Source organism: Microbacterium sp. P5_B6 (genome assembly GCF_056400345.1).
The window spans coordinates 46,256-70,020 of sequence record NZ_JBFULL010000013.1; the positions used below are offsets into that span (position 1 = coordinate 46,256).

Here is a 23,765-nt window from a genome sequence, read left to right on the forward strand (position 1 = left end):
GCCGCCATGGTCGTCCAGCGCAACACGTGGCAGCGGGAGCGCGTCCGCGAGGCGCTCGCCGATGCCCGCGGCTTCGTGAGCGCCCAGAGCCTCCATGCGACGCTCCGCGACGAGAACACCGGCATCGGCCTGGCGACCGTCTATCGCGCGCTCGCTGGGCTGGCGGCGCAGGGCGCCGCCGACTCGCTGCAGAGCCCCGAGGGCGAGAGCCTCTATCGTGCGTGCGCGACCCGCGGCCACCATCACCACCTCATCTGCCGGTCGTGCGGGCTCGCGGTCGAGATCGAGGCGACGGATGTCGAGCAGTGGGCTCGGCGGACGGCGGCCGCGAACGGCTTCATCGAGGCCGAGCACATCGTCGACATCTTCGGGCTGTGCGCGACCTGCGCCGCCGCCCGGGCGAGCGAGCGTGACGCGGACTGAGCCGCCGGCGATCGACGCACGCCCGAGAGCGGGCCGCGCGAGCGTCTGGGTGGTCGTCGGCGTGGCTCTCATCGGACTGCTGTTCGCGATCGACCTCTTCGCGCCGACGGTCTATCCGGTCGAGCTTCCGACGCGCGTGCAGGACGGACTGACACTGGCGCTCAGCGTCCTCATCGAGTCGCTGCCGTTCATCGTCCTCGGGGTGCTGCTGTCGATCGTCGTGCAGGTGTGGGTGCCACCGGGGGTTCTCGAGCGATGGATGCCGCGCCGGGCGTGGGCGCGCCGCGCCGTGCTGTCGCTGTTCGGCATGGTGGTGCCGGTGTGCGAGTGCGGCAACGTGCCGTTCGCGCGGGGACTGCTGATGCGCGGCTTCAGCGTTCCGGAGACGCTGACGTTCCTGATCGCGGCGCCGATCGTGAACCCGATCGTGATCATCACGACGCACCAGGCCTTCGGGTTCGCGGACGGCATCCTCGTCGCCCGGCTGCTGGGTGGGTACGCGATCGCCAACCTGATCGGATGGCTGTACAGCCGGCATCCCGATCCCGACGGCCTGCTGACCGAGCGCTTCCGCGACACCTGCGACCTGCAGCACGCGCAGGGGCCCGCGACCGGGGCGAGCGGCAAGTGGCAGCGCAGCGCCGGGCAGTTCGTGGTGGAACTGCGAGCCGTCCTCCCCGCGCTCGTGATCGGCTCGGCTCTCGCCGGCGCGGTGCAGGTGCTGATTCCGCGCGAGGCGCTGCTGGCGATCGGCTCCGACCCCACGCTCTCGATCATCGCGATGATCCTGCTCGCCATGGTCGTGTCGATCTGCTCCAACGTCGATGCCTTCTTCGCGCTCTCGTTCGCCTCGACCTTCACGCCCGGGTCTCTGGTCGCCTTCCTCCTGGTCGGTCCCCTGGTCGACGTCAAGATGCTCGCGCTCATGCGGACCACCTTCACGACGCGGGTGCTGGCGGGGCTCGTGGTGATCGTCGTGCTGTCGGCCTTCGCCATCGGGACGGCGGTGAATCTCCTTGCCTGACCGTCGTTCGCTCCTCGATCGCTGGCTTGGCGTCGGGCTCGCCGCGGCCCTCGCCGTCACGACCCTGAGCCTCGCGGCGACCGGTCGCCTCGGGCTGTACATCAACCCGGATGCGACGTGGTTCGCCGTCTCGATGGCCGTGGTCGTGCTGATCGGCGCGCTCGCCACGTTCGCGCTCCCGCTCGGCGCCGAGGACGACCACGGACATGCTCACGAAGCGGGCGAGGAGCACGCACACGCCCGCCACCCCCTCGCCGTCGCGGCGACCGTCGGCGGCGGGGTCGCGGCATCCCTCATCGTCATCGCCATGCTCGTCACCCCGCCCGCGTCGCTGTCGGCCGAACTCGCGATGTCACGAGACATCGACGCGCCGCCCCTCTTCGCCGGAGCGGACGCGGTCACCCTGGCGGCCACGGGCGACACCGCGGAGTTCGGGATCGGCGAGTGGTCCACCGTGTTCGCGACCTCGACGAGTCCCGACGCGTACGACGGAGATCCGGTGACCCTCACCGGCTTCGTCACGCCCGGGGACGGGAGCTTCGACCTCACGCGGCTCGTGATCACCCACTGCGTCATCGACGCGCAGGCCGCCAGCATCCCCGTGCTCGCCGGCGCGGCGGCCCCTGAGACCGGTCAGTGGGTGCGCGTCACCGGAACCGTGAAGGCCACCGCCGAAGGCGGGCTGTCGATCGATGCCGAAAGCGTCGAGCGCATCGACGAGCCGGGGGATCCGTATGAGTACTGAGGTCCCGGTGCGCCGGACTCGGGCGACAGCGCAACCCGATGCGGGCCCCACGCGGAGTGCTCGATCGCGCCGGCGGCGCGGTCGCTCGTTCCTCCTGGCATTCGCGGGCGTCGCCGTCCTGCTCGCCGTGGCCGGACTCGCCGGTGCTGCGCTGAGCACGGCGCAGGGCCCGCGCTTGACGGACGCACAGGTCGATCCGGTCGCGGCGGCCTCGGCCTCCGGAGCCCGCCTGATCATGACGACCTCACAGGCGCTGCAGGACGTCACGCCCGATCAGGTCACCATCACCCCCGCGACCCCATTCGCCGTGGACACGTCGGGGCGCAGCGTGGGGGTTCGCTTCGCCCTGCCCCTCTGGGATGACACCGAGTACACCGTGCGGATCTCGGATGTCGAGGGAGTGGGCGGTGGGCCGGCGACGACGATCGAGCAGACCTTCCGCACGGGGGCGGCCGAGTTCTTCCTGCTGCAGCGGGGCGAGGACGAAGACGCCATCTATCGCACCGATCTCACGGGCGAGCAGGCGGTGCCCGTGTTCCGGCACCCGCACATCGAGGACTACCGCGCGACGTCCTCGCATCTGGTCATGTCGGTCCGCGCCGGCGACGACTCGGGCGGGATGGGTCCGGCCGAGCTCATCGTGAGCGACCTCGACGGCTCGAATCGGCGCTCGCTGCCGCTCCCCGGGGAGGGGTCGATCACCAATCTGCAGAGCGCGGAACGCGGAGACCTCATCGGCTACACCTACACCGACGATTCGCTCGGCGCAGCAGGCGGACGCGAGAGCATGCTCTTCACGACCTCGCTTCGGGACCGCTCCGCCGAGCCGCAGGCCGTCGAAGTCGCCGGCGCCGACAGTCGCGTGGCGCAGTGGCGCTTCGTGCCGGCAACCGACAGCGTGCTGTTCGTCGGCTTCGACGGCACGCTGTGGCTGACGGATGCCGCCGGCGCCGACGCCACCTCGCTCGGCGCTGCGCTCGCGCTCGACGACGTCGCCGCGCAGGGCGCCGTGGTGGATCGCGCCGAGGGACTGGTGCTGCTCGACCTCACGGACGGGAGCGAAGCCGCCCTCCCCTCGTCCGACGCGGAGTACGGCCAGCTCCGGACGGTTCAGGCGGTGCCCGGGGGAGGAACGCTGCGGCTGTACGCCAAGCTCGACGACCGAGGGATCCCGAGAGAATCCGTGGTGGCGTGGGTCGCTGACGACGGCGCGTCGCACCCGGTCGCCGAGGTCGCCGACACCGACACGGTGATCCGCACGTGCGTCTCGCCGAGCGGGCGCTACGCCGTCCTCGCCATCGCTCCGGACATCATCGAGAACCGCTACGACACCTACCTCCTGCCCATGCCGACACGGATCGAATCCCACGTCGTCGAGATCGCCACCGGAGACGAGATCGTCGCCCTCAGCGGCCTCGACAGCTCGTGGTGCCGGGTGCCGCCCCAATGACCGCCGTGTTGCGCAGCGCGCGGCGTGAGGACCTCGTCGGGCTTCCGGCGGCGGTGGCCCCGCGGCTGCTGGGCGGCGTCCTCCGCACCGTCGTCGAGGGAGAGACGGTCGCCGTCCGGCTGACCGAGGTCGAGGCCTATCACGGGCTCGGCACCGGACCGATCGCCGATCCCGGCTCGCACGCGCGCATGGGGCAGACGGCCCGGAATGCGACGATGTGGGGCGAGCCGGGGCACCTCTACGTCTACCTCAGCCACGGCATCCACTCGTGCGTCAACGTCGTCTGCGGACCCGAGGGGTCGGCGGGGGGAATCCTCCTGCGCGGCGGCGAGATCGTGGAGGGGGCGGATGCCGCCCGCCGGCGTCGCCCGGCAGCGCGGGTCGACCGCGACCTCGCGCGCGGGCCGGGGCGGCTCGGCGACGCTCTCGGGCTGCGGCATCCGGTGCACGACGGCATCGACGCGATCACGGGCGAGCCCCGCCACGGGGCGGTCGCGTGCCTCGAGCTGCTCGAGGAGCCTCTGGCTGACGTCGCATCCGGACCGCGGGTCGGCGTCGCCGGGCATGCCGGCACGGCCGCCTTCCCGTGGCGCTTCTGGATCACCGGCGACCCGACGGTGTCGGCGTTCCGCTGGGGCCGGGGCGCGGCGGAAGCGGCGCGCGGCTGAGCGACCGACGTCCACTCAGCGCAGCGACGTCACCGCCACGAACCCGGCCTTCAGCTGGCGCACGCGCCGCTCGTAGTTGGCGGCGAGGAAGATCAGCAGCGCACCGCCGATCCCGAGCCACAGCCACCAGGGCACCACGTCGTATCCGGCCGTGATCCACGGCCACAGCTGGGCGATGCCGTGGGCGAGCACCACCATCGAGCCGAGGACGAGAGGCGCCTGGAGCTTCAGGACCGCGCCCGCCACGACGAGCCCGATCGCGACGACACCCAGTGCGACGACGCGCCACAGGTCGAACTCGCCGACGTCGTAAACCAGCGACGGCACGGTGAGGAGCACGAGCCAGGGGCCGAGCGCGGGCCAGCTGCGGGTGCTCGGCTCTCGCACCAGGCGGCGGGCGCCGTAGAGCAGCCCGCCGATCGCCGGAGGGACGGTGACGAGCTCGACCGGGCGAACACCGAAGCCCACCGTGGCGACCAGCGCGAACACGGCGGCTCCGATCCCCGCGGCGATCAGGAGGGTCCACTGCAGCCGCGCGCGCCAGAGCGCGCCGGCGAGCCCCGCGAGGGTGAGGACCGACATGGTGAGCACGGTGCGGACCTCTTCGACGCCTTCCGCGCCCCCGAGCCCGTACTGCGTCTGCAGGGCGAGGAACTCCGCCCACGCGTACAGGAGGGCTGCCGCGCCCAGGACGGCACCGCCGGCGCGGCCCATGCCCCCGGCGGGCACAGCGCGGAGTGCCATGAGGACGATCCCGACCGTGATGCCGCCGCCTGCCAGGAGCCAGAAGTCGGGCTCGAGGCCCTGCTGCCCGATGATCGCCGTGAACCGCACGGCGCATGCCGACACCGCGACGACGAGGCCCGAGATGGTGAGAACGGCGGCGATCCCCCGCCACCGCCGGACGCCGAGCCCGACGGCGCCGGTGACGCCGACCACGCCGCCGAGAAGGGCGACCACGGCAGAGCTCGCGAGCTCGCCGTCCGAGCGGTCGACGACGATGAAGACGAGCAGTGCGGCTGCGAGCGCGGCGATCAGCGTCGGCGGCCAGGTCGGCCGCTCGCTCGGCGTCGTCGCCACGAGGAGCACCGCGACGGCGATGGCACCCGCCGCAGCCGTGATTGCGGCCGGCTCCGCACTCGCGAGGAGGGGCTCGGCGAGTGATCGCGCGCCCATCCCGACGGCGGCGAGGGCGAGCACGAGGGCGCTGGGCACCCGCACGCCCCACTCATCCGGCATCCGGGACAGCGTGATCCCGGCGGCCGCGACAAGGGTCGCTCCGATGACGGTCCAGACCCGGACCGGCTCGGCGGGGGCGATGATGCTCGGCAGGGTCGCGATCACGAGGCTCGCGACCCACGCGATCGCCTCAAGCCCTGGCCAGGCCCTCCCCTCGCGCCGAAGGCGCAGCACGGCAGCGACCGCGCCGACGAGGAGCATCCCCGCCACCGGGAGGGCGACCAGCTCGACTTCCGAGGCTCCGCCCCAGACGATCGCTCCACCGGCCGTCGTGACTGCGCCGGCGAACGCGGTCCAGCGGGTGGCCGATGACAGCGGCAGGCGGTCGAGTGCCGCGGCGCCGACGTGCAGCAGGGCGAGCACGGCCACCGCCGCCGCCACGACCGTCCCGTCGTCCGTCGACGGCAGGGTGGCGACAGCCGAGAGGGCGACAGCGAGCGGCGGCACGATGAGGGCGTACACGCGGCACGCCGGCGGCAGAGGCCGCGCCCCCGCCATCCCGGCAGCAGAGACGTACGCGGTGCCCACCAGGAGCAGGAGCCAGGCCGGCCCGCTCGCCGAGCCGGAGAGCGCCCGCTCGACGGTCACCAGTCCGACCGCCGCGAGCGCGACGAGGGCACCGGCGATCGCCGGGGGGCGGATGCCGCGCAGGGGTCGCAGGGAGAGCGCCACGCAGACGAGCGCCGCCGTGATCGCGACGATCGTGCCGCGCAGCTCGTCTCCGCCCCACCCGGCGATGGCGGAGGGCCACAGAGCCAGCGCGAGACCGGCCGCCAGTGCGATCGTCGCCTCCACGCGCCGCCGAAGCCAGACGAGGAGCGCCGCGAAGCCGATGAGGACGAGGCCCGCGGGAACGGACTGGACTTCGACATCGGTGATCGGCCGCGCCGAGGCGCTCTCGAGGAGAGACCACCAGCCGAGGATCAGCGCGGTCACGGCAGGCCACATGAGCAGCCGTCGCGGCGCGGCGGCCAGTGGCACACCAACGGCCCGCGTGGCGAAGGCGTCCCCCTCGGGTGTCGTCGCCGGAGCCGCCCAGCCGTCGGTCGCCGCGAGCGCAGCGAACCCGAGCGCCAGAAGGAACCAGACCTGCCACACGTGCGCCTCGCCGATCGGCCACACCACCACCAGGACCGTGCCGGCGACACCGAGATCGGCGGCGAGCCTCGTCATCCGCAGTTCGGGAGTCACCTCTCTGACGAGCTCGGCCCAGGCGCCCAGGCCCGCGATCGCCACTGCCCCGGCGATCGGGATGAGGGGAACCGCCTCGATGTTGCGCACCCCGAGGATGCCGAGCGTTTCGTGGATCGCATAGGCGAGAGATGGCGCCACGAGCGCAGCCGCGGCATAGACGGAGGCCCCGCGCAGACGCGTGCGCGCCAGCGCGACGGCCGTCAGCGCGCCGAGCAGCGCGACGCCCCGGACAACGGCGAGCGCGGGATCGCCGATCGCGCCGCGGAAGGCGTCCGGAGCGGCTGACCCGTCGACGAGGAAGGAGTATCCCGCGGCCGTCCACAGGAGTGCGACGGCGATGAGCACGTAGGCCGCGAAGGCCACCGCCACCCCGCTGCGCCTCTCGAGGGGAACGGCGACGGCGACAAGGAGTGCGGCGAGAGCGATCCATTGGAGGAGTCCGACCGTGATCTGCCAGTCCTCGCCGGCCAGCCCGGTGGCTGCGGCGAGTGCTCCGGGCGCGATGAAGGCCGACAGGACCGCCACGGCGATGGGCGCGAGCGCAAGCGCGACCTCCCCATCCTCGCCGGGACGGACGACGAATCCCCACGCGATCGGAAGTGCGATCGCGACCGCCACGCCGATGAGCCACAGCCAGGGAGTGGCAAGGCCGCCGGCATAGGCGGTGGCAGCGCCCAGGATCGCGACGATGACCCACCCCACCCGCTGCCGTGAGCGTGCGAACGCGACCGCGGCAGCCGTGAGGGCTACGGTGAGCGACACCAGGAGGACGGGCACGCCGGTCTGGGCGCCGGCTGCCAGCAGCAGCACGGCTGCGATGACGATGCGCAGCTCGCGCAGCCGCGGGCGCGAAAGCGATGGTGCCAGCAGCAGGAGGAAGCCGATCGCGACCGCGGTGGCGATCGGAAGATACGGCGCGGGGAGGAACGGCGGCGGCGGGGTGAAGGCATCCGTCTGCCAGATCGTCCACGACGACAGGGTGGAGAAGAGGGCCTGCGAGCAGGACGAGACGAGCACGGCCGTGACGCTGAGGGCGGCGATCACCCACCCGGTGATGTACCCGGCGGTGAGCCCGCCGCGTCGCGCGCGGATGAGGTCCACGGCGAGCGCGGTCGCGACCGCCAGCACCGGCGCGATGAACTCGGCGTACACGAGGTCGTACAGGCGGAACGACAGCTGCCACCCGGCGATCGCGACCGTCGCGACGGCGACGGCGGAGGCGAGCCCGGCGAGCCCTCTCGCGACGGGCAGCGGCTCCTCGCCCGCGCGCGGCCGCAGCAGGAGGGCGTGCGCAGTGCCGAGGACGGGCACGAGGACGCTCGACCACACCAGGACGGGCACGTCAAAGGTCATGAACGCGGCGACCACCGCGGCGGCAGTGAGCGCGACGACCCCGATGATCGCGAGCACGAGCCGCTCGGGGACGGCGTCACGTCCCGACCGGGCGGACGACCACGGTGCGGGGAGCGTGTGAAGGAGCCCGCCGGCCGCTGCGCCGAGGAGCCCGGCCACCGCGGCCTCGACCGGCGGAAGCGCGAGCGCGCCCCCGATGACCAGGCCCAGTCCGGCGGGGAGCGCGACCGCCGCAGTGACATCGGGTCCTCGCAGCTTCGCGAACCTCGCCCAGACGCGGCAGGCCACTCCGATCACGAGCGCCGACACTCCCGCGTAGAGCGCCGGGTCGCTGTCGCCCGTGCCGAAGAAGTCGTTCGCGCGGACGGCCCACGCATCCAGGGCGAGCAGGATGATGCCGAGGACCGCGATCCCCTCCGCAGTCGCCGTCAGCCCGCGCCGGCGCAGCAGCGAAGCGCCGACGACGGCGGCGAGGGTGACGCCGCCGATGATCAGCGCCCGCACCGTGATGCCCCAGACGAACCAGGCGAACACCAGGAAGAAGACGGCCGCGATCCCGACGAGCGTCACGCCGACCATCAGCAGGAGCACAGGCACCGACAGATGCCGTCGCGGCGTGCGGGGAACGGATGCCGCGACCTGCGGCACGAGCGGAGGGGCGCCGGGGGCGTCCGAACCGGGCCCCGAGGTCGGCACGCGGAACGGCACGAGCGGAGGCGCGGCGGGGGCGTCTGACCCGGGCGCGGAGGTCGGCACGTCGAACGGCACAGAGGCGATCTCGGACTCGCGGAGGAGCACCTCGATCGCCGTCGCCGGGGCGGCGTCCGCATCAGCGCCGCGCGCGGCCTCGATCACCGGCGCTTCTGCGAGCGGCTCGAGCGTCACCACCCGCTCCTCGGGCGTCACGACCTCGGCGGCGGCAGCCACCGTCTGCCGCGCGGGCGGTGCCATTGCGGCGGCCGCCTCCCACTGCGTGAGACGGATGGAATCCATGGTGGACTGGCGAATCACCTCGAGCGCGAGGATCTGCCCGCCCAGTTCGACCACACGGGCCGTGCGCGGATCGTCCAGGCGCAGACCGCAGTGAGGGCACACCGACTGCGATGCCACCTCGAAGCACGCCGGGCATCGGCTGTCGTCAGCCAGCTGGTAAGGAGAGGGCGGCCACAGCCGCACCGGCTCGGGAGAATCGGTCATTGGTCCTCGCATCCCGCAGAACTCTGTCCATCCCCCCGGAAGAACCCCATGATGGCACCGGCAGGTCCCTTTGCCCCGGAAAGTTTGTGGCTTGGGGATAAGTGCGCCCCACGACTGCCTGTGGGGATAGTCAATAGATGACGGATCGCACCGGAAAGGTCCGACACGCCGACCGTGCTAGACTGACTCTTTGTCTGCGCGCACTCCTGCACGCAGTTCGTGCCCACTCCCTCTTCTCAGACCGGCAACGGTCGGACGAGTGGTGGGTGCAGACAAGGGATCTTGGGTGAGGCCGTCCGGCCTCACGGTACTAAGGAGACATCACTATGGCAGCAGTGTGCCAGGTGACTGGAGCAATTCCCGGCTTCGGTCACAGCATCTCGCACTCGCACCGCCGGACGAAGCGCCGCTTCGACCCGAACGTGCAGAAGAAGACCTACTTCGTTCCGTCGCTGGGTCGCAACATCAAGCTCAACGTCTCGGCGAAGGGCATCAAGGTCATTGACGCACGCGGCATCGAGTCGGTCGTCAAGGACCTCATCGCGAAGGGTGTGAAGCTCTGATGGCGAAGAAGGCTCAGGACGTACGTCCGATCATCAAGCTCCGTTCGACCGCCGGCACGGGTTACACCTACGTGACGCGCAAGAACCGTCGCAACAACCCCGACCGCATCGTGCTCAAGAAGTACGACCCGGTCATCCGCAAGCACGTCGAATTCCGAGAGGAGCGTTGATCCATGGCTAAGAAGAGCAAGATCGCGCGCAACGAGCAGCGCAAGGTGATCGTTGACCGCAACGCGGCCAAGCGCGCCGAGCTGAAGAAGGCGCTCGTTTCGCCCGACTCCACCGACGAGCAGCGCGAAGCCGCCCGTCTCGGCCTGCAGAAGCTTCCGCGCAACGCGTCGCCGGTGCGTCTGCGCAACCGCGATGTCATCGACGGTCGCCCCCGCGGCCACCTCTCGAAGTTCGGCATCTCGCGTGTCCGCTTCCGCGACATGGCGCACCGTGGCGAGCTGCCCGGCGTGACCAAGTCGTCCTGGTAAGCCGCAGCTGACCTGAAGAAGGCCCGGAGTTCCTCGGAACTCCGGGCCTTCCGTCATCCCCGGCTACTCCCGCTCCCGGTGTCCGTCAAGAGCGGTGGCTGCACGGAGACCCGGAGCTAGACTCGCCACGCTGGTGAGGAGGAACAACCCATGCCGCTCGACCCGTTCTTCGCCGACCGGCTGCGGGTGCACCGTCGGCATCTCTACGAGCGAGCGCTCAAGGCGGCCAAGGCCCGCCTGATCGCGATGGTCCCCTTCGGGCATTCCGGACTGCCGGCCGCCGCGACATCTCCTTCCGAGGCGTCGAAGGCGACGGGTGCGCAGAGCGACTCCCGAAGCGCGCGGGCCCTCGCTCGCGCTCGGCACCGCAAATCGGCCTTCAACTGGGATCGCGCCCAGTTCACGACCGTCGGAACGGCCGGCCCCGACCTCAGGATCGCCGAGCACAGCGTGTCAGCCGAGGGCGTGCCGTCCTTCCGGGTGCGCATCTACTACCCGCCCGAGTCCGAGGGGACGCTCGTTCCGGGCTGCCTCGCGCTGTTCGGGGGCGCCTTCCGCATCGGGGGGATCGACTATCCCACGACGGATGCCGGCTACCGCCGCCGTGCCGCGGACTCCGGTGTGGCGATCGTCGCGGCGGACTATTCGCTCGCCCCTGAGCACCGCTATCCGACCCAGGTGAATCAGGCCTACGCCGCGCTCCGGTGGCTCTTCGATCACGCGGCCGAGGTCGGCATCGATGCCGAGCGGATCGGCATCATGGGGACCTCCGCCGGCGGCAACATCGCCGCGGCCGTCACGCTGCTCAACCGGGACGGCGCCCGACTGCCGCTGAGGCTCCAGGTGCTCGAGGTGCCGGTGACCGACCTCACGGGCAGGCACATCGACCTGGCAGCACTCCGCTCTCTCGGCATCCCCAGCGTGCTCGCCCGGCGCGAGCTGCGCTCTGTCGCACGCACCTACCTGCCCCACGCGAGCAATGCGAAGGAGCCGCTCGCATCGCCGCTGCTCGCCTCGTCGCACGAGGGGCTCCCGCCTGCGGTGGTCCTGACCGCCGAGTACGACCCCCTCAGCGCGGATGGTGCCGCGTACGCCGTCGCGCTGCGCGAGGCGGGGGTCGACGCATCCGCTGTCCGCTACCTCGGCATGACGCACGACACCCCGATGTTCACCGGGGTCCTTCCGGGCGCCCGGCGCTGGCACGACGACATCGTGCAGGCGCTCCGGCGGCTGCACGGGAGCGCCGAGCGGGTGAAGGAGCACGAAACCTCATCTCAGGCAATCCCTGCCTGAAGGGTCGCGACCGTCGGACCCCGCGCGTAGCGTGAAGGCATGGCGACGCGTTTGTGGCCGGAGAGCTGGCCGTCCGATCACCCCGACTATCCGCGCCGCCTCATGCAGCGCCGCACCTGGATGTGCCTGAACGGGCCCTGGGACCTCGCGGTCGGGGGCGGAGCCGAGCATCCGAGTGCCGTGACCGGGTGGGATCGCTCGATCACCGTGCCATTCGCTCCCGAGAGCAGCGCGAGCGGCATCGATGACCGCACCCTCGGACCCGACCTCTGGTACCGGCGCACCATCGACTACACCCGTCGGGACGACACGCGGCTGCTCCTGCACTTCGGCGCCGTCGACTACGAGGCGCAGGTGTGGGTCGACGGCCGTTTCGTCGGCAGGCACGAGGGCGGGTTCACGCCGTTCTGGTTCGACATCACCGACGAGCTGAAGAACCGGAGCACCCACGAGATCGCCGTGTGGGCGCACGACGAGCCGCAAGGGCTCGCGCAGCCCCGGGGCAAGCAGGACTGGCGCGACGAGCCGCACAGCATCTGGTACCCGCGCACGACGGGCATCTGGCAGACGGTCTGGCTCGAAGAGGTGCCTCGCAAGCGACTGGTCGATCTGCGGCTCGTTCCGCAGCTCGAGCGCTGGTCGATCGTGGTCGAGGCGCAGATCCAGGATGCCGAGGCATCCGCTCGGCTGCAGCTGAGGCTGCGGCTGTCCGCCGGCGATCGCGTGATCGCCGACGACCTCTATCGGATGACCGACACCACGCTGCATCGCACGATCGCGCTGGAGGATCCCGGCATCGACGACTTCCGCAACGAGCTGCTGTGGTCGCCCGAGTCGCCGACCCTCATCCGCGCCGAGGTCTGGCTGCTCGAGGGCGACCAGGTCGTCGACGAAGTGCGCTCCTACACCGCCATGCGCGGGATCGCCCTGCAGCGGGGGCGGATACTGCTCAACAACCGTCCCTATCCGCTGCGGCTGGTGCTCGACCAGGGCTATTGGCCCGACACGCTCATGACCCCGCCGAGCGACGAGGCTCTGGTGCGTGACATCGAGCTGGCGAAGGCGGCGGGCTTCAACGGCGTGCGGAAGCATCAGAAGATCGAGGATCCGCGATTCCTCTACTGGGCCGACGTCCTGGGTCTGCTCGTGTGGGAGGAGATGCCGAGCGCCTACCGGTTCACGCGCGAGTCGGTCGAGCGGATCACCCGCGAGTGGGTGGAGGTGATCGACCGGGATGCCGCGCACCCGTGCATCGTCGTGTGGGTGCCGTTCAACGAGTCGTGGGGGGTTCCCGATCTGCCCAACGTCGGCACGCACCGCGCCTTCGTGCAGGCGCTGTACCACCTGACCCACGCCCTCGACCCCTCGCGCCCCGTCGTCGGCAACGATGGCTGGGAGTCGACGGCGACCGACATCCTCAGCATCCACGACTACGAAGAGGATCCCGAGCGGCTGCGCGAGCGGTATGCGGCGATGGACGGCCGGGGACTGCCTGAGGCTCTGAGGGCGGCCGTGCCGGCCGGTCGCCTGATCACGCTCGACATGCACCCGGCGGAGGGGCAGCCTCTCGTGCTCAGCGAGTTCGGCGGCATCGCGTGCCGTCCCTCCACCGAGACGGACGGGACGTGGGGCTACTCGGTGACGGGTTCGTCCGCAGAGCTGCGCGCGGCGTACGAACGACTGCTCTCCAGCGTGCATGCGATCGAGGCGTTCGCCGGATTCTGCTACACCCAGCTGACCGACACGTTCCAGGAGGCGAACGGCCTGTTCACCGCCGACCGCCGGCCGAAGTTCGAGCTCGACGCCATGAGACGCGCGACCGAGGGGCCGAGGCAGCCGCATGTGGAGGTGCAGCTGCACATGGCGGCCGAGGAGCCCGGCGCTCCCTGAGCTCCGGGCTCCGCTCCTGGCGAGACGGCGAGGACCCGGGCTACTTCCCGGGTGTCTTGCTCACGGCGTGGGTGGTCGCCCAGTCCAGCACGAAATCGGCGATCTCCTCCCAGCCGTCCTGGCTCACCAGGCGGTGGGTGCGTCCGGCGAACTCCTTGTAGTCGACGACCGCGGGGCTGCCGGTCGACTGGTACTTCTTGACGATCGCCTTGCCGATGGCCGGGGGCACGACATGATCGATGCCTCCGGTGACCACGAGCAGAGGCGCGCGCTCGGTGCGGGCGAAGTCGACGTGCGTCACGCCGTTCTTCTCGTTGAACACCGAAAGGACACCTTCGAAGAACACGCGGTTGTACGAGTTGACGGCGTACTCGTCCCAGAGCGCGTCGGACTCGCTGCGCGGCAGGTCGTTGCCGAAGGTGAAGTGGAAGTGCCGCTTGGACAGGGGCTTGGCGCCGTTGCGCCCGAACGGGTTGGAGAGGATCGGCGTGCCGGTCCACAGCGTCGAGAGCGGAAGCGCGGTGACGCCTGCCGGCTGTCCGGGAGCGACGCCGACGTAGGCCACCCCGAGTCCGCGGTCGGCGAGCATCTGGGTGAGGACCCCTCCGAAGGAGTGGCCGATGATGATCGGCTTCTCGGGGAGCGCCCGGATGATGCGCTCGTAGTTGTCGGCGATCTGCGTGAGCCCGACGCCCTTGAGCGCCGCCGGGTTGCTGCGGATGTCGTCCACGGTGCGGTCATCGATTCCAGGCCAGCCGGGAACGATGACCTGGTGGCCGGCGGCGCGGAATCGGTCGGCCCACGTGTCCCAGCTCTTGGGGGTCATCCACAGTCCGTGGATCAGGACGATGGGCGTCTTGGTCGTGCTGTTCATTGCGATCTCCTTGGAAGAGGTGAGGGTAGGGAGGTGGGTCTGGCTTGATGGTAGACTGAACGTTCTATCTACACAAGACTATTCCGAGATTGTCGCAATCTCTTCGCACAGGCCATTCGTCGAAGCGGATGGCACGATGGAAGGCCGGGGGAGGACTCGTCATGAGCACTACGACGGATGCCACGGCATCCCGCCCGTCGCCTGCGCGACAGCGGCTGCTGGACGCGGCAACGGCACTCTTCTATTCCGAAGGCATTCATTCGGTGGGAGTGGACCGCATCATCGAGCAGGCAGCGGTGACCCGCGCCACGATGTACAAGCAGTTCGAGGGCAAAGAAGGCCTCGTCCTGGAGTACCTCCGGGGCGAAGATGCACAGCTGCGCAGACTCTTCTCCGAGGCCTCGGGAGCATCTCAGGACCCGGACGAGCTCCTCGAGCTCGTGATCGAGGGCATCGCCGCAGACATCCGCGATCGGCACACGCGCGGGTGTCCGTTCATCAACGCGGCAGCGGAGTATCCGGACGAGGGACCGGTGCGCGACCTCATCGCCGACCATCGCGAGTGGTTCCGGGGCACACTCCGACACCTCGCCGAGCAGGCCCGACTGACCGATCCCGATCAGGCGGCGGCATCCCTCGTCCTCCTTCGGGACGCGGCCCTCGTGGGCGGATATCTCGACGGAGAGGACCGTGTGGCGCCCGCCTTCGCCCGCACGGCTCGTGGCGTGATCGCCTCCCACCGCCCGTAGTGCCGCCCGCGACGCAGGCGCACGAGGGCGTCACATCCGTCACAAAAGCCCCTCCAGACACCCGACACGCCGGTCAGAACGTCCAAAAGCCGCGGAAATCCGCGGATCTAGGCCGTTGTCGGCTAGGTTCGAGGCGGTCGATCCGACCAGCCGGGGGGCAGACTGCTCTTCGGTCCGAGTTATGAAAGGCGGCGCATGCGCCGCCTCGGAGGACACCACATGGCCGACAAGTCCATCACCAAGACCGAACTCGTCGCGAGCATCGCCAGCGCGACGGGCCAGAGCCAGTCCGCGGTGTCGGGCGTGCTCGACTCCCTCTTCTCGACCGTTGCCGAGGCAGTCGCCAAGGGCAACAAGGTCTCGATCCCGGGCTGGCTCGCTGTCGAGCAGGTCGCCACGTCGGCGCGTACCGGCCGCAACCCGCAGACCGGCGAAGAGATCCAGATCCCGGCCGGCAAGCGCGTCAAGGTCACGGCGGGCTCGAAGCTCAAGGCTGCGGTCAAGTGACGCGACTCGGATCAATGCGCGCGTAGCCCGCGTTGATGCGAGTCGGGTCAGGTTGAGTAGGCCGCCGAAGGCGCCCGTATCGAAACCTCAGCAATTCTCGTCGGGAGGGGGATGCCGCGCTCGCGGCATCCCCCTCCTGCATGTCTGCCGGAGGCCGGGCATGAAACCCCCGCTTAGGCTTGAACGGTGAATCCCCGTGTGCTGCGGGCCGCCGGCCCCGCGATCCTCGTCGCGGCCGCGCTCGTCGCGCTCGTGTGGGGTCTCGCGGTCGGCGGGGGTGCGGCACCGCTGGCGATCGGAGACGCGGGGCCGTTCGTGCGATGGGGTCTGCCGACGGCGAAGCTTGTCGTCAACCTCGCGGCCGCCGGAATGGTCGGCTCACTGGTCACAGCGCTCTTCGCCCTCTCGTCGGGCGAGCGCGAGTTCGACGCCGCCCTGGACCTCGCCTCGGTGTCGGCCGCGATCTTCACGATCACCGCCGCCGTCACGGGCTTCCTGACCTTCGTGGACGCGTTCAACCCCGAGGTGAGTGCCGCGCCCGAGTTCGGCGCGCAGCTCGGTCGCTACCTCGTCGAGACGGAGCTCGGCCGAACGTGGCTGATCACGATGATCGCCGGCGCCGCCCTCACGGTGCTGGCCTTCGCCGTGCGCGGATGGACGGCATCCTTCTTCGTCGCCATCCTCGCCGTCGCGAGCATCGTTCCGATGGCCACCCAGGGTCATTCGGGCGAAGAGGCGAACCACACCGCCGCCGTGATGGCGGTCGTGCTGCACACCATCGGCGCCGCGGTGTGGGTGGGCGGTCTGCTGCTGCTCGTCGTGATCCGCCCGCTCGTCAGCCGCGAGACCATGGGCGCGGCCCTCGGGCGGTACTCCAGCCTGGCGCTCGTGGCGTTCATCGTCGTCGCGATCGCGGGCACCGTGCGCGCGGCGATCGGCATCGGATCCTGGGCGGGGCTCGTGAGCCCCTATGGCGCGATCGTGCTCGTGAAGGTCTTCGCGCTGGTGGGCATCGGCATACTCGCCGCTCGCTACCGCCGCAGCCTCATCGGGCGGATGGATCAGGATGCCCGCTCCCGCCGGTTCTGGTCGCTCGTGGCGCTCGAACTCGCGTTCATGGGCGTCGCGAGCGGTGCTGCCGCCGCTCTTTCCCGCACAGCCCCTCCGACGAACTCGGCACTTCCCGTGGTGCGCACTCCGGCCGAGTTCCTGACGGGCGCGCCGCTCCCCCCCGAACTGACCGTGGAACGCTGGCTCACGTCGTGGGACGTCGACCTCCTGTGGGCGTTCGCCGCCGGTTTCGGCGCCTTCTTCTACCTGGCCGGTGTCTGGCGTCTTCGGGCGCGCGGCGACGCCTGGCCGGTGCATCGCACGGTCCTGTGGATCTCGGGCCTCGCCCTCCTGGTCTGGGTGACCTCGGGGGCGGTGAACGCGTACCAGGACTACCTGTTCAGCATGCACATGGTCGGGCACATGCTGCTGTCGATGGCGGTTCCGGTGCTGCTGGTCGCGGGTGCGCCCGTGACGCTCGCCGCGAGGGCGATCCGCAAGCGGGAGGACGACACCCGCGGCGGACGCGAATGGATCCTCTGGGCCGTGCACTCGCCGGTCGCGCGTATCCTGACCCACCCGTTCGTCGCGGCGGGGATCTTCATCGGATCGCTCTGGATCTTCTACTTCACCGACCTCTTCCGCTGGACGCTGTACGACCACCTGGGCCACGAGTGGATGGTGGCCCACTTCCTCATCACGGGCTACCTCTTCGCGCTGTCGCTCATCGGGGTCGATCCGGTGCCGTACCGCCTGCCATACCCCGGAAGGCTGCTCCTGCTCATCGGCATCATGGCGATGCACGCGTTCTTCGGCATCGCGCTGATGATGCAGAGCGGGCTCATGGTGTCGGAATGGTTCGGGGCGATGGGCCGCACGTGGGGCGCGACGCCCCTCGAGGACCAGTACATCGGCGGCGGGGTCGCCTGGTCGATCGGCGAGATCCCGACGCTCATCCTCGCGATCACGGTCGCCATCCAGTGGAGTCGGACGGATGCTCGCCAGCAGCGCCGCCGCGACCGTCAGGTCGACCGATCAGGCGACGTCGAGCTCGAGGCGTACAACGCGCGGCTGGCGGAGCTCGCCGAGCGGGACGCGCGCGCGGGTCGCTGACGCCATTCCAGCCGCGAACCGATACAGACGCGACGAGCCGATACGACCGGCGCAGTCCGCGACGTATCGGCTCGAGCAAGGTGTATCGGCTCGCCCAGCTTTCGGGACTCGCGGCCCATGAGCGTCACCGCTATTCGGGGTCGGCGGGGGCCGCGCCATCCCATTTGGTGCCGTCGAGGTCGCCGCGAAGCGATCCGGTGAGTTCGTCCACGGCCGCACCGACGGTGGGTGCGAAGCGGTCCGGACTGAAGCGGTCGCCCATCCCGTACTGACGGAGAGTGTCGATCACCGGGTCCTTCATCTCGGCGATGATCAGCCGGATGCCGTGCACCTGGAGGTATTCGTCGAGTTCGACGAGCTCGTCGATCGCCGTCGTGTCGATGTCGGTGATCGGCTCAGCGGCGAGGATCACGGTGCGGACGTCCGACCCGGCCGCCCGGACTCTCGAGCGCACCCAATCGTCGAAGCTCGCTCCGTTGGCGAAGAACAGCGGGGCGTCGAACCGCACGATGACGATGCCGGGCAGCCGTTCGCCGTCATCCGGATACCGCGAGAGGTCGTGGTATCCGCGGAGTCCGGGGACGCGGCCCAGCTCGGCGCGGTACGGACGCCAGGATCGGCTGATGACGGCGAGGAGCGACAGCATGATCGTCACGACGATGCCCTCGAGCACGCCGAAGATGAGCACACCGAGGAACGCGGCGAGCGACAGCCCCGCATCGAGCTTGTCCATGCGCCAGAGCACCCGGAAGCCGCGGACGTCGATGAGGCTGGTGGCCGCGGCCATGACGACAGCCGCGAGCGTCGCGGAGGGGAGGAACGCGGTGAGGCCCGGTGCGAGCAGGATGAACGCCAGAATCAGCAGCGCTCCGACGACTCCCGTCAGCTGCGATCGGGATCCCGCCTGCTCTGCGACCGGCGTGCGCGAGGACGAGGCCGAGACGGGGAATCCCCCGAGGAGGCCTCCGGCGATGTTCGCGATGCCGATGCCGCTCATCTCCTGGCTGCCGCTGACATCCTCGCCGCGCCGTGCCGCGAACGTGCGCGACAGCACGGCGCTGTCGGTGAACGCGACGAGCGCGATCCCTGCGGCGGGGCCGGCGAGGGCGGCGACGTCGCTCCAGGTGAGGCCTTGGAGCGCGGGAGCGGGAAGGCCCTGAGGCAGCGCCCCGACGACCGGAAGCGCGTCCGCCAGCCCGAACACCGCCGTCACGATCATCGACAGGACGACGACGACGAGCACGCCCGGCACCGGAGACTTCAGCCACTTGAGCACGAAGATGATGACGAGCGACGCGACTCCGAAGGCCACCGCCAGCGGCAGGGCCTCACCCGCCAGGATGCTCTGGACGATGGCGACGATCTCGGGCCAGACGCCGTCGGCGTCGATCGAGAAGCCCAGCAGCTTGGGGATCTGCGACACGATCACGAGAAGAGCGATCGCGTTGAGATAGCCGACCCGGATCGGCTTCGACAGCAGGTCGGTCACGAAGCCGAGCCGCAGGATGCCGCCCAGCAGCAGCAACGCTCCCACCATGATCGCGAGGAGACCCGCCAACGCCACGGCGCGCTGCCCGTCCGCGAGTGCGAGCGGCAGGATCGCGGCGGCGATGATGGGGGCCAGTGACGAGTCAGGACCCAGGACCAGGATGCGGGAGGGGCCGAAGATCGCATAGGCGATGAGCGGCACGATCGTCGCATAGAGACCGGTCTCAGGCGGCAGGCCGGCGACTTCGGCGTAGCCCATGCCGGCCGGGATGAGCAGCGCGGTGACGACCATCCCGGCGCGCACGTCGGGCCACAGCCACGAGCGCTTGTACTGCCGGGCGACGCCGAGTCCGGGCACCCATCGTGTGATCCCCTGAGGTTCCATGCATGCTCCTCCCGGACACATCTTGACGGACGGCCGGTCTCGGCAGGCAGAGGAGCGGCATCCGTCGCCTTCCCGATCATCCCCGGTGGGCGAGGAGCGATCACCGCCCCCGCGCGGGTTCTGAACGCGTGCACAACGGGTTCAGCGCGTGTCGGGACCGCCGATGAGGATGGAGGCGCTGCCGTCGGGCAGCACAGTGATGGCGCCCGTCATGCGGAACGGCACGTCTTCGCTGACCTGTCGGACCGAGCCGTCGAAGAGCGAGCGGATGTCGACCTCGATGTGCGCGAGGGCATCGACCGCAGGAATCTTCCAGTTGGCACCATCGGGCTCGACCGACACGGTGGGCTGCTGGATGATCGACCACTGCGGCGTGGAGGCGATGCGATCCTCGACGGGGAAGCCGAACGGGCACCCGGACGGCAGAAGGACGTCCTGCGTCGCGCACTCGGAGAGGAAGCCCTCGACGCGCTCCTGCACCACGCCGACGAACTCCTCCGTCGCCTCCGCCTGGACGTTCACCTTCGTCGCGTGCAGCGGAGTGTCCGAGAGCACCGCGACGCCGGGAGTCGCCGAGATCGGGGTGTCGACCGCGACGGAGTAGAGGCCGGGGGAGAAGACGAGGAGGGGCATGGCGGCAAGAGGATCGGCATCCGCTCCCTCGGGAGAGATCTGCCGCTTGTCGATCTCGAAGCCGTTGACCTCGAAGCTCATGGAGCCGAGGACGGTGAGGTCGAGGACGGCGAGCGGGCTCCGGGCGAAGCGCCACGTCGGTGCCAGGCCGATCTGGCCGTCGCTCTCGATGTCGAAGGTCGTGCGACCCGGGTGGGGTCCCGCTTTGTACTCGACCGTCACCTCGGTCGTCGCGCCGTCCGTGGTCTCGGAGACCACCTTCACGCCGCTCAGGGCCACGAGGGCCGCGCTGCGCAGGAGGGCATCGGACGCCGAAGCCGGGAGGCCCGCCGCCTCGAGCTCGGCGGAATCGACCGAGACCCCCGGGACCGCGAGTGCATCGCCCGTGCGTCCGTTCGCCAGCATGGCGAGGTAGCGCTCGACGAAGGCGGTGGGGCTGTAGAACTCGCGGTACAGCAGCTGGGCTCCGGCGAAGGCAGCACCGGCGAGGAGCACGCCGACGATTCCGAGGAGCGTCAGATCCAGCGCGAGCGAGCCGCGGCGTCGCCGGGGCGCCGGAGTACCGGAACCCTGGGGAGGAGGGGGCGGGATGCCGGGGGTGGAGGCGTCGGCGGGCTCGGCAGTCGCCGCCGCCGGGGGCTGGCTCGGCCCGCCCGCGGTCGCCGCGCTCCCGGCGTCCGCAGCCGGCGCATCGGCCGGGTCGCGCGCCGTCGCTGGGCTCGCCGGCAGACCCGGTGGCACCTGAGTGCCGCCGGGCGTCGTGTCCAGCGCCCCCCGATCCACGCGATCAGTCTAGGAAAACGCGGCCCAGAGAGTCCTGTGCGTGACGGCGTGAGACGGGCTCACCGTGCACGGCGACGACGGGCCGCGGCATCCGGTCGTTAGCATGAATCGGTGATCGCGCCGCCACTGTCCCCCGAGCAGGAGGCGCTGTTCCGGCTCATCGAAGACACGCGGGAGCACGTCTTCGTCACCGGACGGGCCGGCACAGGCAAGTCGACGCTCCTGCAGCACCTGGCGTGGAACACCTCCAAGCAGATCGCGGTGTGCGCCCCGACCGGGGTTGCGGCGCTCAATGTCGAGGGCCAGACGATCCACTCGCTGTTCAAGCTGCCCCTCGGGATCATCGGCTCTCACGATGAGCCCCAGTCCGATGCGACCCGCAAGCTGCTCAACACGATCGACACCCTCGTGATCGACGAGATCTCAATGGTCAACGCCGACCTCATGGACGCGATCGACCGCGCCCTGCGTGTCGCGAGGGGTCGACGCTCCGAGCCCTTCGGAGGAGCTCAGATCGTGATGTTCGGCGATCCCTATCAACTGGCGCCGGTTCCGCCGAGAGGCGAGGAGCTGCGCTACGTGCGCGACCACTACCGGTCGTTCTGGTTCTTCGACGCGAAGGTCTGGGCCGGCACGCAGGCCGCCGTGGCGGATGCTCCATCGCTCGAGGGCTTCGCGGAGCTCGGGCCATTCGGCGCGGCCCTCAACATCCGCGAGCTGGTCGATATCCACCGGCAGGCGGACCCGGGCTTCAAGGCGATGCTCAACGCCGTGCGGCATGGGATCGTGACGGCGGACATCGCGCAGATGCTCAACGAGACGGGCGCGCGCACCCCGCCCGCATCGGTGGAGGGTGAGGCGCCGATCATCACGCTCGCCACCCGCAATGACATCGTCAACAGCATCAACGCCCGGCACCTCGACGCGCTCACCGGGCGATCGCAGACGGCGATGGCTGAGATCAGCGGCGACTTCGGGCGGGGGGATGCCGCTTACCCCGCCGATGCGGAGCTCAAGCTCAAGGTCGGGGCCCAGGTGATGTTCCTCCGCAACGACGTCGGATCGTTCGGCGAGCCGCCGCGCTGGGTGAACGGCACGATCGGGACGGTGACCCGCATCGCGGGCGGCTCCGTGCGGGTCGAGGTCGAGGGGAACGAGGTCGACGTCGAGCCTGCGGTGTGGGAGAGGTTTCGCTACTCGTACGATCCGGGCTCGAAGTCGCTGTCACGGGATGTCGTCGCGGAATTCACCCAGTTCCCGCTCCGGCTCGCGTGGGCCGTGACGATCCACAAGTCGCAGGGAAAGACCTACGACCGGGCGATCATCGATCTGGGCTCGGGCGCCTTCGCCCCGGGGCAGACCTATGTCGCGCTGTCGCGCCTCACGTCGCTCGAGGGTCTGTATCTGTCGCGGCCGCTGCGCCCGAGCGACATCCGCGTGGACCCTGATGTGCGGCGGTTCATGGCGTCGGCGGTGCGCCGGCCTGCGGCATCCTGATCCGCCCCGCTCGCGCCCCGCGCCCCCGGCCTGGGGACTCGCGAACCCATGAATTGTTGCCGAAACCATGCGGAACAACTCATGGGTTCGGCGCTACTTCATGGGTTCGCGAGTCCCGGGGGAGGGTCAGGCGACGTCGGCGGCCTTCGCGGCGGCGAGGTCTTCGAACAGCTCGGTGTTGAAGCGGTAGGCCAGCAGCACCTCGTCGATGACCCGGGCCTGCTCGGCGGCATCCCACGGGGCGGCATCGAGCTGCTCGCGGTAGACCTCTTTGAACGCCTTCGGGTCGGCGATGTCGGCGAAGAGGTAGAAGCCGATGCCGTTCGTCTCGAAGCCGAAGCGGCGGGCCATGAGCCGGCCGATGTACTGACCGCCTGAGAGGTCGCCGAGGTACCGCGTGTAGTGGTGCGCGACGAAGCCGCCGACCCAGGTGGAGGCGACCTGGTTGATGCGATCGACATACCGTCGGGTGGTCGGGAGCGCGACGATCCGCTGGCGCCAATCGGTGCCGATCAGGAACTCCAGGTCGAGTTCGAGTGCGGGCAGGCGCGTCAGGCCGTCGCTGATGAAGACGGAAGCCACCGGATCGCGCCGCATCCGCTCGGCCGCCGCCTCGAGTGCGTCGTAGATGAACCAGTGCTGGGCCACCAGGGCGACGTAGTCGTCGCGCGTGCCCTCGCCCTTGACCAGGTCGGCCATGAAGCCGGCGTGCTCGCTGGTGGAATGCGCTGAGCTCGATCGCTCACGGAGGGCGGTGGAGAACGGGACGAGGTCGCTCATGACCTTCATACTAGCTCAAGGTAAGGGCGGCCTAAGTTCGCGGTAGGCACGCGCCGGCCCGCGGGGCCGCTCAGTCGTGTTCGCGCGGCGTCACCTCGAGCCGGCGGCACGCCTCGTCGTACAGCGCCACCACTTCGCGGCGCACCGCGGCCCGCTCGGTGATGGGTCCGCCCTGCCAGGGGACGCGCACCTCCAGAGGGTCGCCGTCGGCTCCTTCGGCCAGCCAATCGCCGCCGTCTCCGTCGAACCCGGTCATCGTCGCCGCGACGAGATCGGATGCGGGCGAGAAGGCGCGGGCGATGAGGAGGTTGTCGCCGACATGATCGTCGTTCATGTGCCGGAGGACGGCGGCCACCACGTCTTGGTCGAATCGAAAGGTCATCTGTCA

At 70.3% G+C, this 23,765-nt stretch carries 20 protein-coding genes; 14 read left to right on the forward strand and 6 right to left on the reverse strand.

The window, feature by feature from the left end; all coding sequences use genetic code 11:
* Positions 1 to 6 precede the first annotated feature (6 nt).
* From AC1DP3_RS15240 to AC1DP3_RS15260, 5 genes are read left to right on the forward strand one after another with little or no spacing between them, the layout of a single operon-like run.
* Positions 7 to 423: a Fur family transcriptional regulator gene (locus AC1DP3_RS15240; protein WP_477294717.1), complete on the forward strand. Its 417-nt coding sequence runs from the start codon at positions 7 to 9 to the stop codon at positions 421 to 423.
* A complete protein-coding gene (locus tag AC1DP3_RS15245; protein WP_477294718.1) occupies positions 410 to 1,447 on the forward strand; it encodes a permease in 1,038 nt (345 codons plus the stop codon). Before AC1DP3_RS15240 ends, AC1DP3_RS15245 begins: the two co-directional genes overlap by 14 nt.
* The gene (locus AC1DP3_RS15250) at positions 1,440 to 2,192 is read left to right on the forward strand and encodes a TIGR03943 family putative permease subunit (protein ID WP_477294720.1); all 753 of its coding nucleotides are present in this window, start codon (positions 1,440 to 1,442) and stop codon (positions 2,190 to 2,192) included. The genes AC1DP3_RS15245 and AC1DP3_RS15250 overlap by 8 nt, the downstream gene beginning before the upstream one ends.
* The gene (locus AC1DP3_RS15255) at positions 2,182 to 3,642 is read left to right on the forward strand and encodes a hypothetical protein (RefSeq protein ID WP_477294721.1); all 1,461 of its coding nucleotides are present in this window, start codon (positions 2,182 to 2,184) and stop codon (positions 3,640 to 3,642) included. The genes AC1DP3_RS15250 and AC1DP3_RS15255 overlap by 11 nt, the downstream gene beginning before the upstream one ends.
* On the forward strand, positions 3,639 to 4,310 hold the full coding sequence (locus AC1DP3_RS15260; protein ID WP_477294723.1) for a DNA-3-methyladenine glycosylase: 672 nt from the start codon (positions 3,639 to 3,641) through the stop codon (positions 4,308 to 4,310). The genes AC1DP3_RS15255 and AC1DP3_RS15260 overlap by 4 nt, the downstream gene beginning before the upstream one ends.
* A gap of 15 nt (positions 4,311 to 4,325) precedes the next feature.
* On the opposite strand, the gene AC1DP3_RS15265 is transcribed toward AC1DP3_RS15260, so the two are convergent.
* A complete protein-coding gene (locus AC1DP3_RS15265; RefSeq protein WP_477294725.1) occupies positions 4,326 to 9,293 on the reverse strand; it encodes an SCO7613 C-terminal domain-containing membrane protein in 4,968 nt (1,655 codons plus the stop codon).
* 326 nt (positions 9,294 to 9,619) lie between these two features.
* Here AC1DP3_RS15265 and rpmB point away from each other — a divergent pair, with 326 nt between their 5' ends.
* The 5 genes from rpmB to AC1DP3_RS15290 all read left to right on the forward strand — a co-directional run bounded on the left by rpmB (position 9,620) and on the right by AC1DP3_RS15290 (position 13,518).
* Complete coding sequence (rpmB, locus tag AC1DP3_RS15270; RefSeq protein ID WP_477294726.1) at positions 9,620 to 9,856, forward strand: 50S ribosomal protein L28; 237 nt, start codon at positions 9,620 to 9,622, stop codon at positions 9,854 to 9,856.
* Positions 9,856 to 10,026 carry a 50S ribosomal protein L33 gene (rpmG, locus tag AC1DP3_RS15275; protein WP_005051772.1) on the forward strand — a complete coding sequence of 57 codons (171 nt, stop codon included), beginning with the start codon at positions 9,856 to 9,858 and terminating at the stop codon, positions 10,024 to 10,026. Before rpmB ends, rpmG begins: the two co-directional genes overlap by 1 nt.
* A 3-nt stretch (positions 10,027 to 10,029) precedes the next feature.
* Positions 10,030 to 10,335, forward strand: a complete 306-nt coding sequence (rpsN, locus tag AC1DP3_RS15280) for a 30S ribosomal protein S14 (protein ID WP_477294728.1) — start codon at positions 10,030 to 10,032, stop codon at positions 10,333 to 10,335.
* Positions 10,336 to 10,485: 150 nt separating this feature from the next.
* Complete coding sequence (locus tag AC1DP3_RS15285; RefSeq protein WP_477294730.1) at positions 10,486 to 11,628, forward strand: alpha/beta hydrolase; 1,143 nt, start codon at positions 10,486 to 10,488, stop codon at positions 11,626 to 11,628.
* A 39-nt stretch (positions 11,629 to 11,667) separates the two neighbouring features.
* Positions 11,668 to 13,518, forward strand: a complete 1,851-nt coding sequence (locus AC1DP3_RS15290) for a glycoside hydrolase family 2 protein (protein WP_477294731.1) — start codon at positions 11,668 to 11,670, stop codon at positions 13,516 to 13,518.
* Between the two features lie 40 nt (positions 13,519 to 13,558).
* Here AC1DP3_RS15290 and AC1DP3_RS15295 read toward each other — a convergent pair whose 3' ends face one another.
* Positions 13,559 to 14,392: an alpha/beta hydrolase gene (locus AC1DP3_RS15295; protein WP_477294733.1), complete on the reverse strand. Its 834-nt coding sequence runs from the start codon at positions 14,390 to 14,392 to the stop codon at positions 13,559 to 13,561.
* A 161-nt stretch (positions 14,393 to 14,553) separates the two neighbouring features.
* Between AC1DP3_RS15295 and AC1DP3_RS15300 the strand changes: the two genes are divergently transcribed.
* The 3 genes from AC1DP3_RS15300 (at position 14,554) to AC1DP3_RS15310 (ending at position 17,811) form a co-directional block, all read left to right on the forward strand.
* Positions 14,554 to 15,141 (forward strand): TetR/AcrR family transcriptional regulator, encoded by a 588-nt coding sequence (locus AC1DP3_RS15300; protein WP_477294735.1) that lies wholly within the window; start codon positions 14,554 to 14,556, stop codon positions 15,139 to 15,141.
* Positions 15,142 to 15,360: 219 nt separating this feature from the next.
* Complete coding sequence (locus AC1DP3_RS15305) at positions 15,361 to 15,648, forward strand: HU family DNA-binding protein (protein WP_477294737.1); 288 nt, start codon at positions 15,361 to 15,363, stop codon at positions 15,646 to 15,648.
* 186 nt (positions 15,649 to 15,834) lie between these two features.
* The gene (locus tag AC1DP3_RS15310; RefSeq protein WP_477294739.1) at positions 15,835 to 17,811 is read left to right on the forward strand and encodes a bifunctional copper resistance protein CopD/cytochrome c oxidase assembly protein; all 1,977 of its coding nucleotides are present in this window, start codon (positions 15,835 to 15,837) and stop codon (positions 17,809 to 17,811) included.
* Between the two features lie 130 nt (positions 17,812 to 17,941).
* Here AC1DP3_RS15310 and AC1DP3_RS15315 read toward each other — a convergent pair whose 3' ends face one another.
* Positions 17,942 to 19,684, reverse strand: coding sequence for a SulP family inorganic anion transporter (locus AC1DP3_RS15315; RefSeq protein WP_477294741.1), 1,743 nt, complete (start codon positions 19,682 to 19,684; stop codon positions 17,942 to 17,944).
* A gap of 141 nt (positions 19,685 to 19,825) precedes the next feature.
* Positions 19,826 to 21,100 carry a hypothetical protein gene (locus AC1DP3_RS15320; protein WP_477294742.1) on the reverse strand — a complete coding sequence of 425 codons (1,275 nt, stop codon included), beginning with the start codon at positions 21,098 to 21,100 and terminating at the stop codon, positions 19,826 to 19,828.
* Between the two features lie 111 nt (positions 21,101 to 21,211).
* On the opposite strand from AC1DP3_RS15320, the gene AC1DP3_RS15325 reads away from it, so the two are divergent.
* Positions 21,212 to 22,597, forward strand: a complete 1,386-nt coding sequence (locus AC1DP3_RS15325; protein ID WP_477294744.1) for an ATP-dependent DNA helicase — start codon at positions 21,212 to 21,214, stop codon at positions 22,595 to 22,597.
* 126 nt (positions 22,598 to 22,723) lie between these two features.
* Here AC1DP3_RS15325 and AC1DP3_RS15330 read toward each other — a convergent pair whose 3' ends face one another.
* On the reverse strand, positions 22,724 to 23,377 hold the full coding sequence (locus AC1DP3_RS15330) for a biliverdin-producing heme oxygenase (RefSeq protein WP_477294746.1): 654 nt from the start codon (positions 23,375 to 23,377) through the stop codon (positions 22,724 to 22,726).
* A 70-nt stretch (positions 23,378 to 23,447) separates the two neighbouring features.
* The gene (locus tag AC1DP3_RS15335; RefSeq protein ID WP_477294748.1) at positions 23,448 to 23,759 is read right to left on the reverse strand and encodes a DUF2470 domain-containing protein; all 312 of its coding nucleotides are present in this window, start codon (positions 23,757 to 23,759) and stop codon (positions 23,448 to 23,450) included.
* Positions 23,760 to 23,765: the final 6 nt, after the last annotated feature.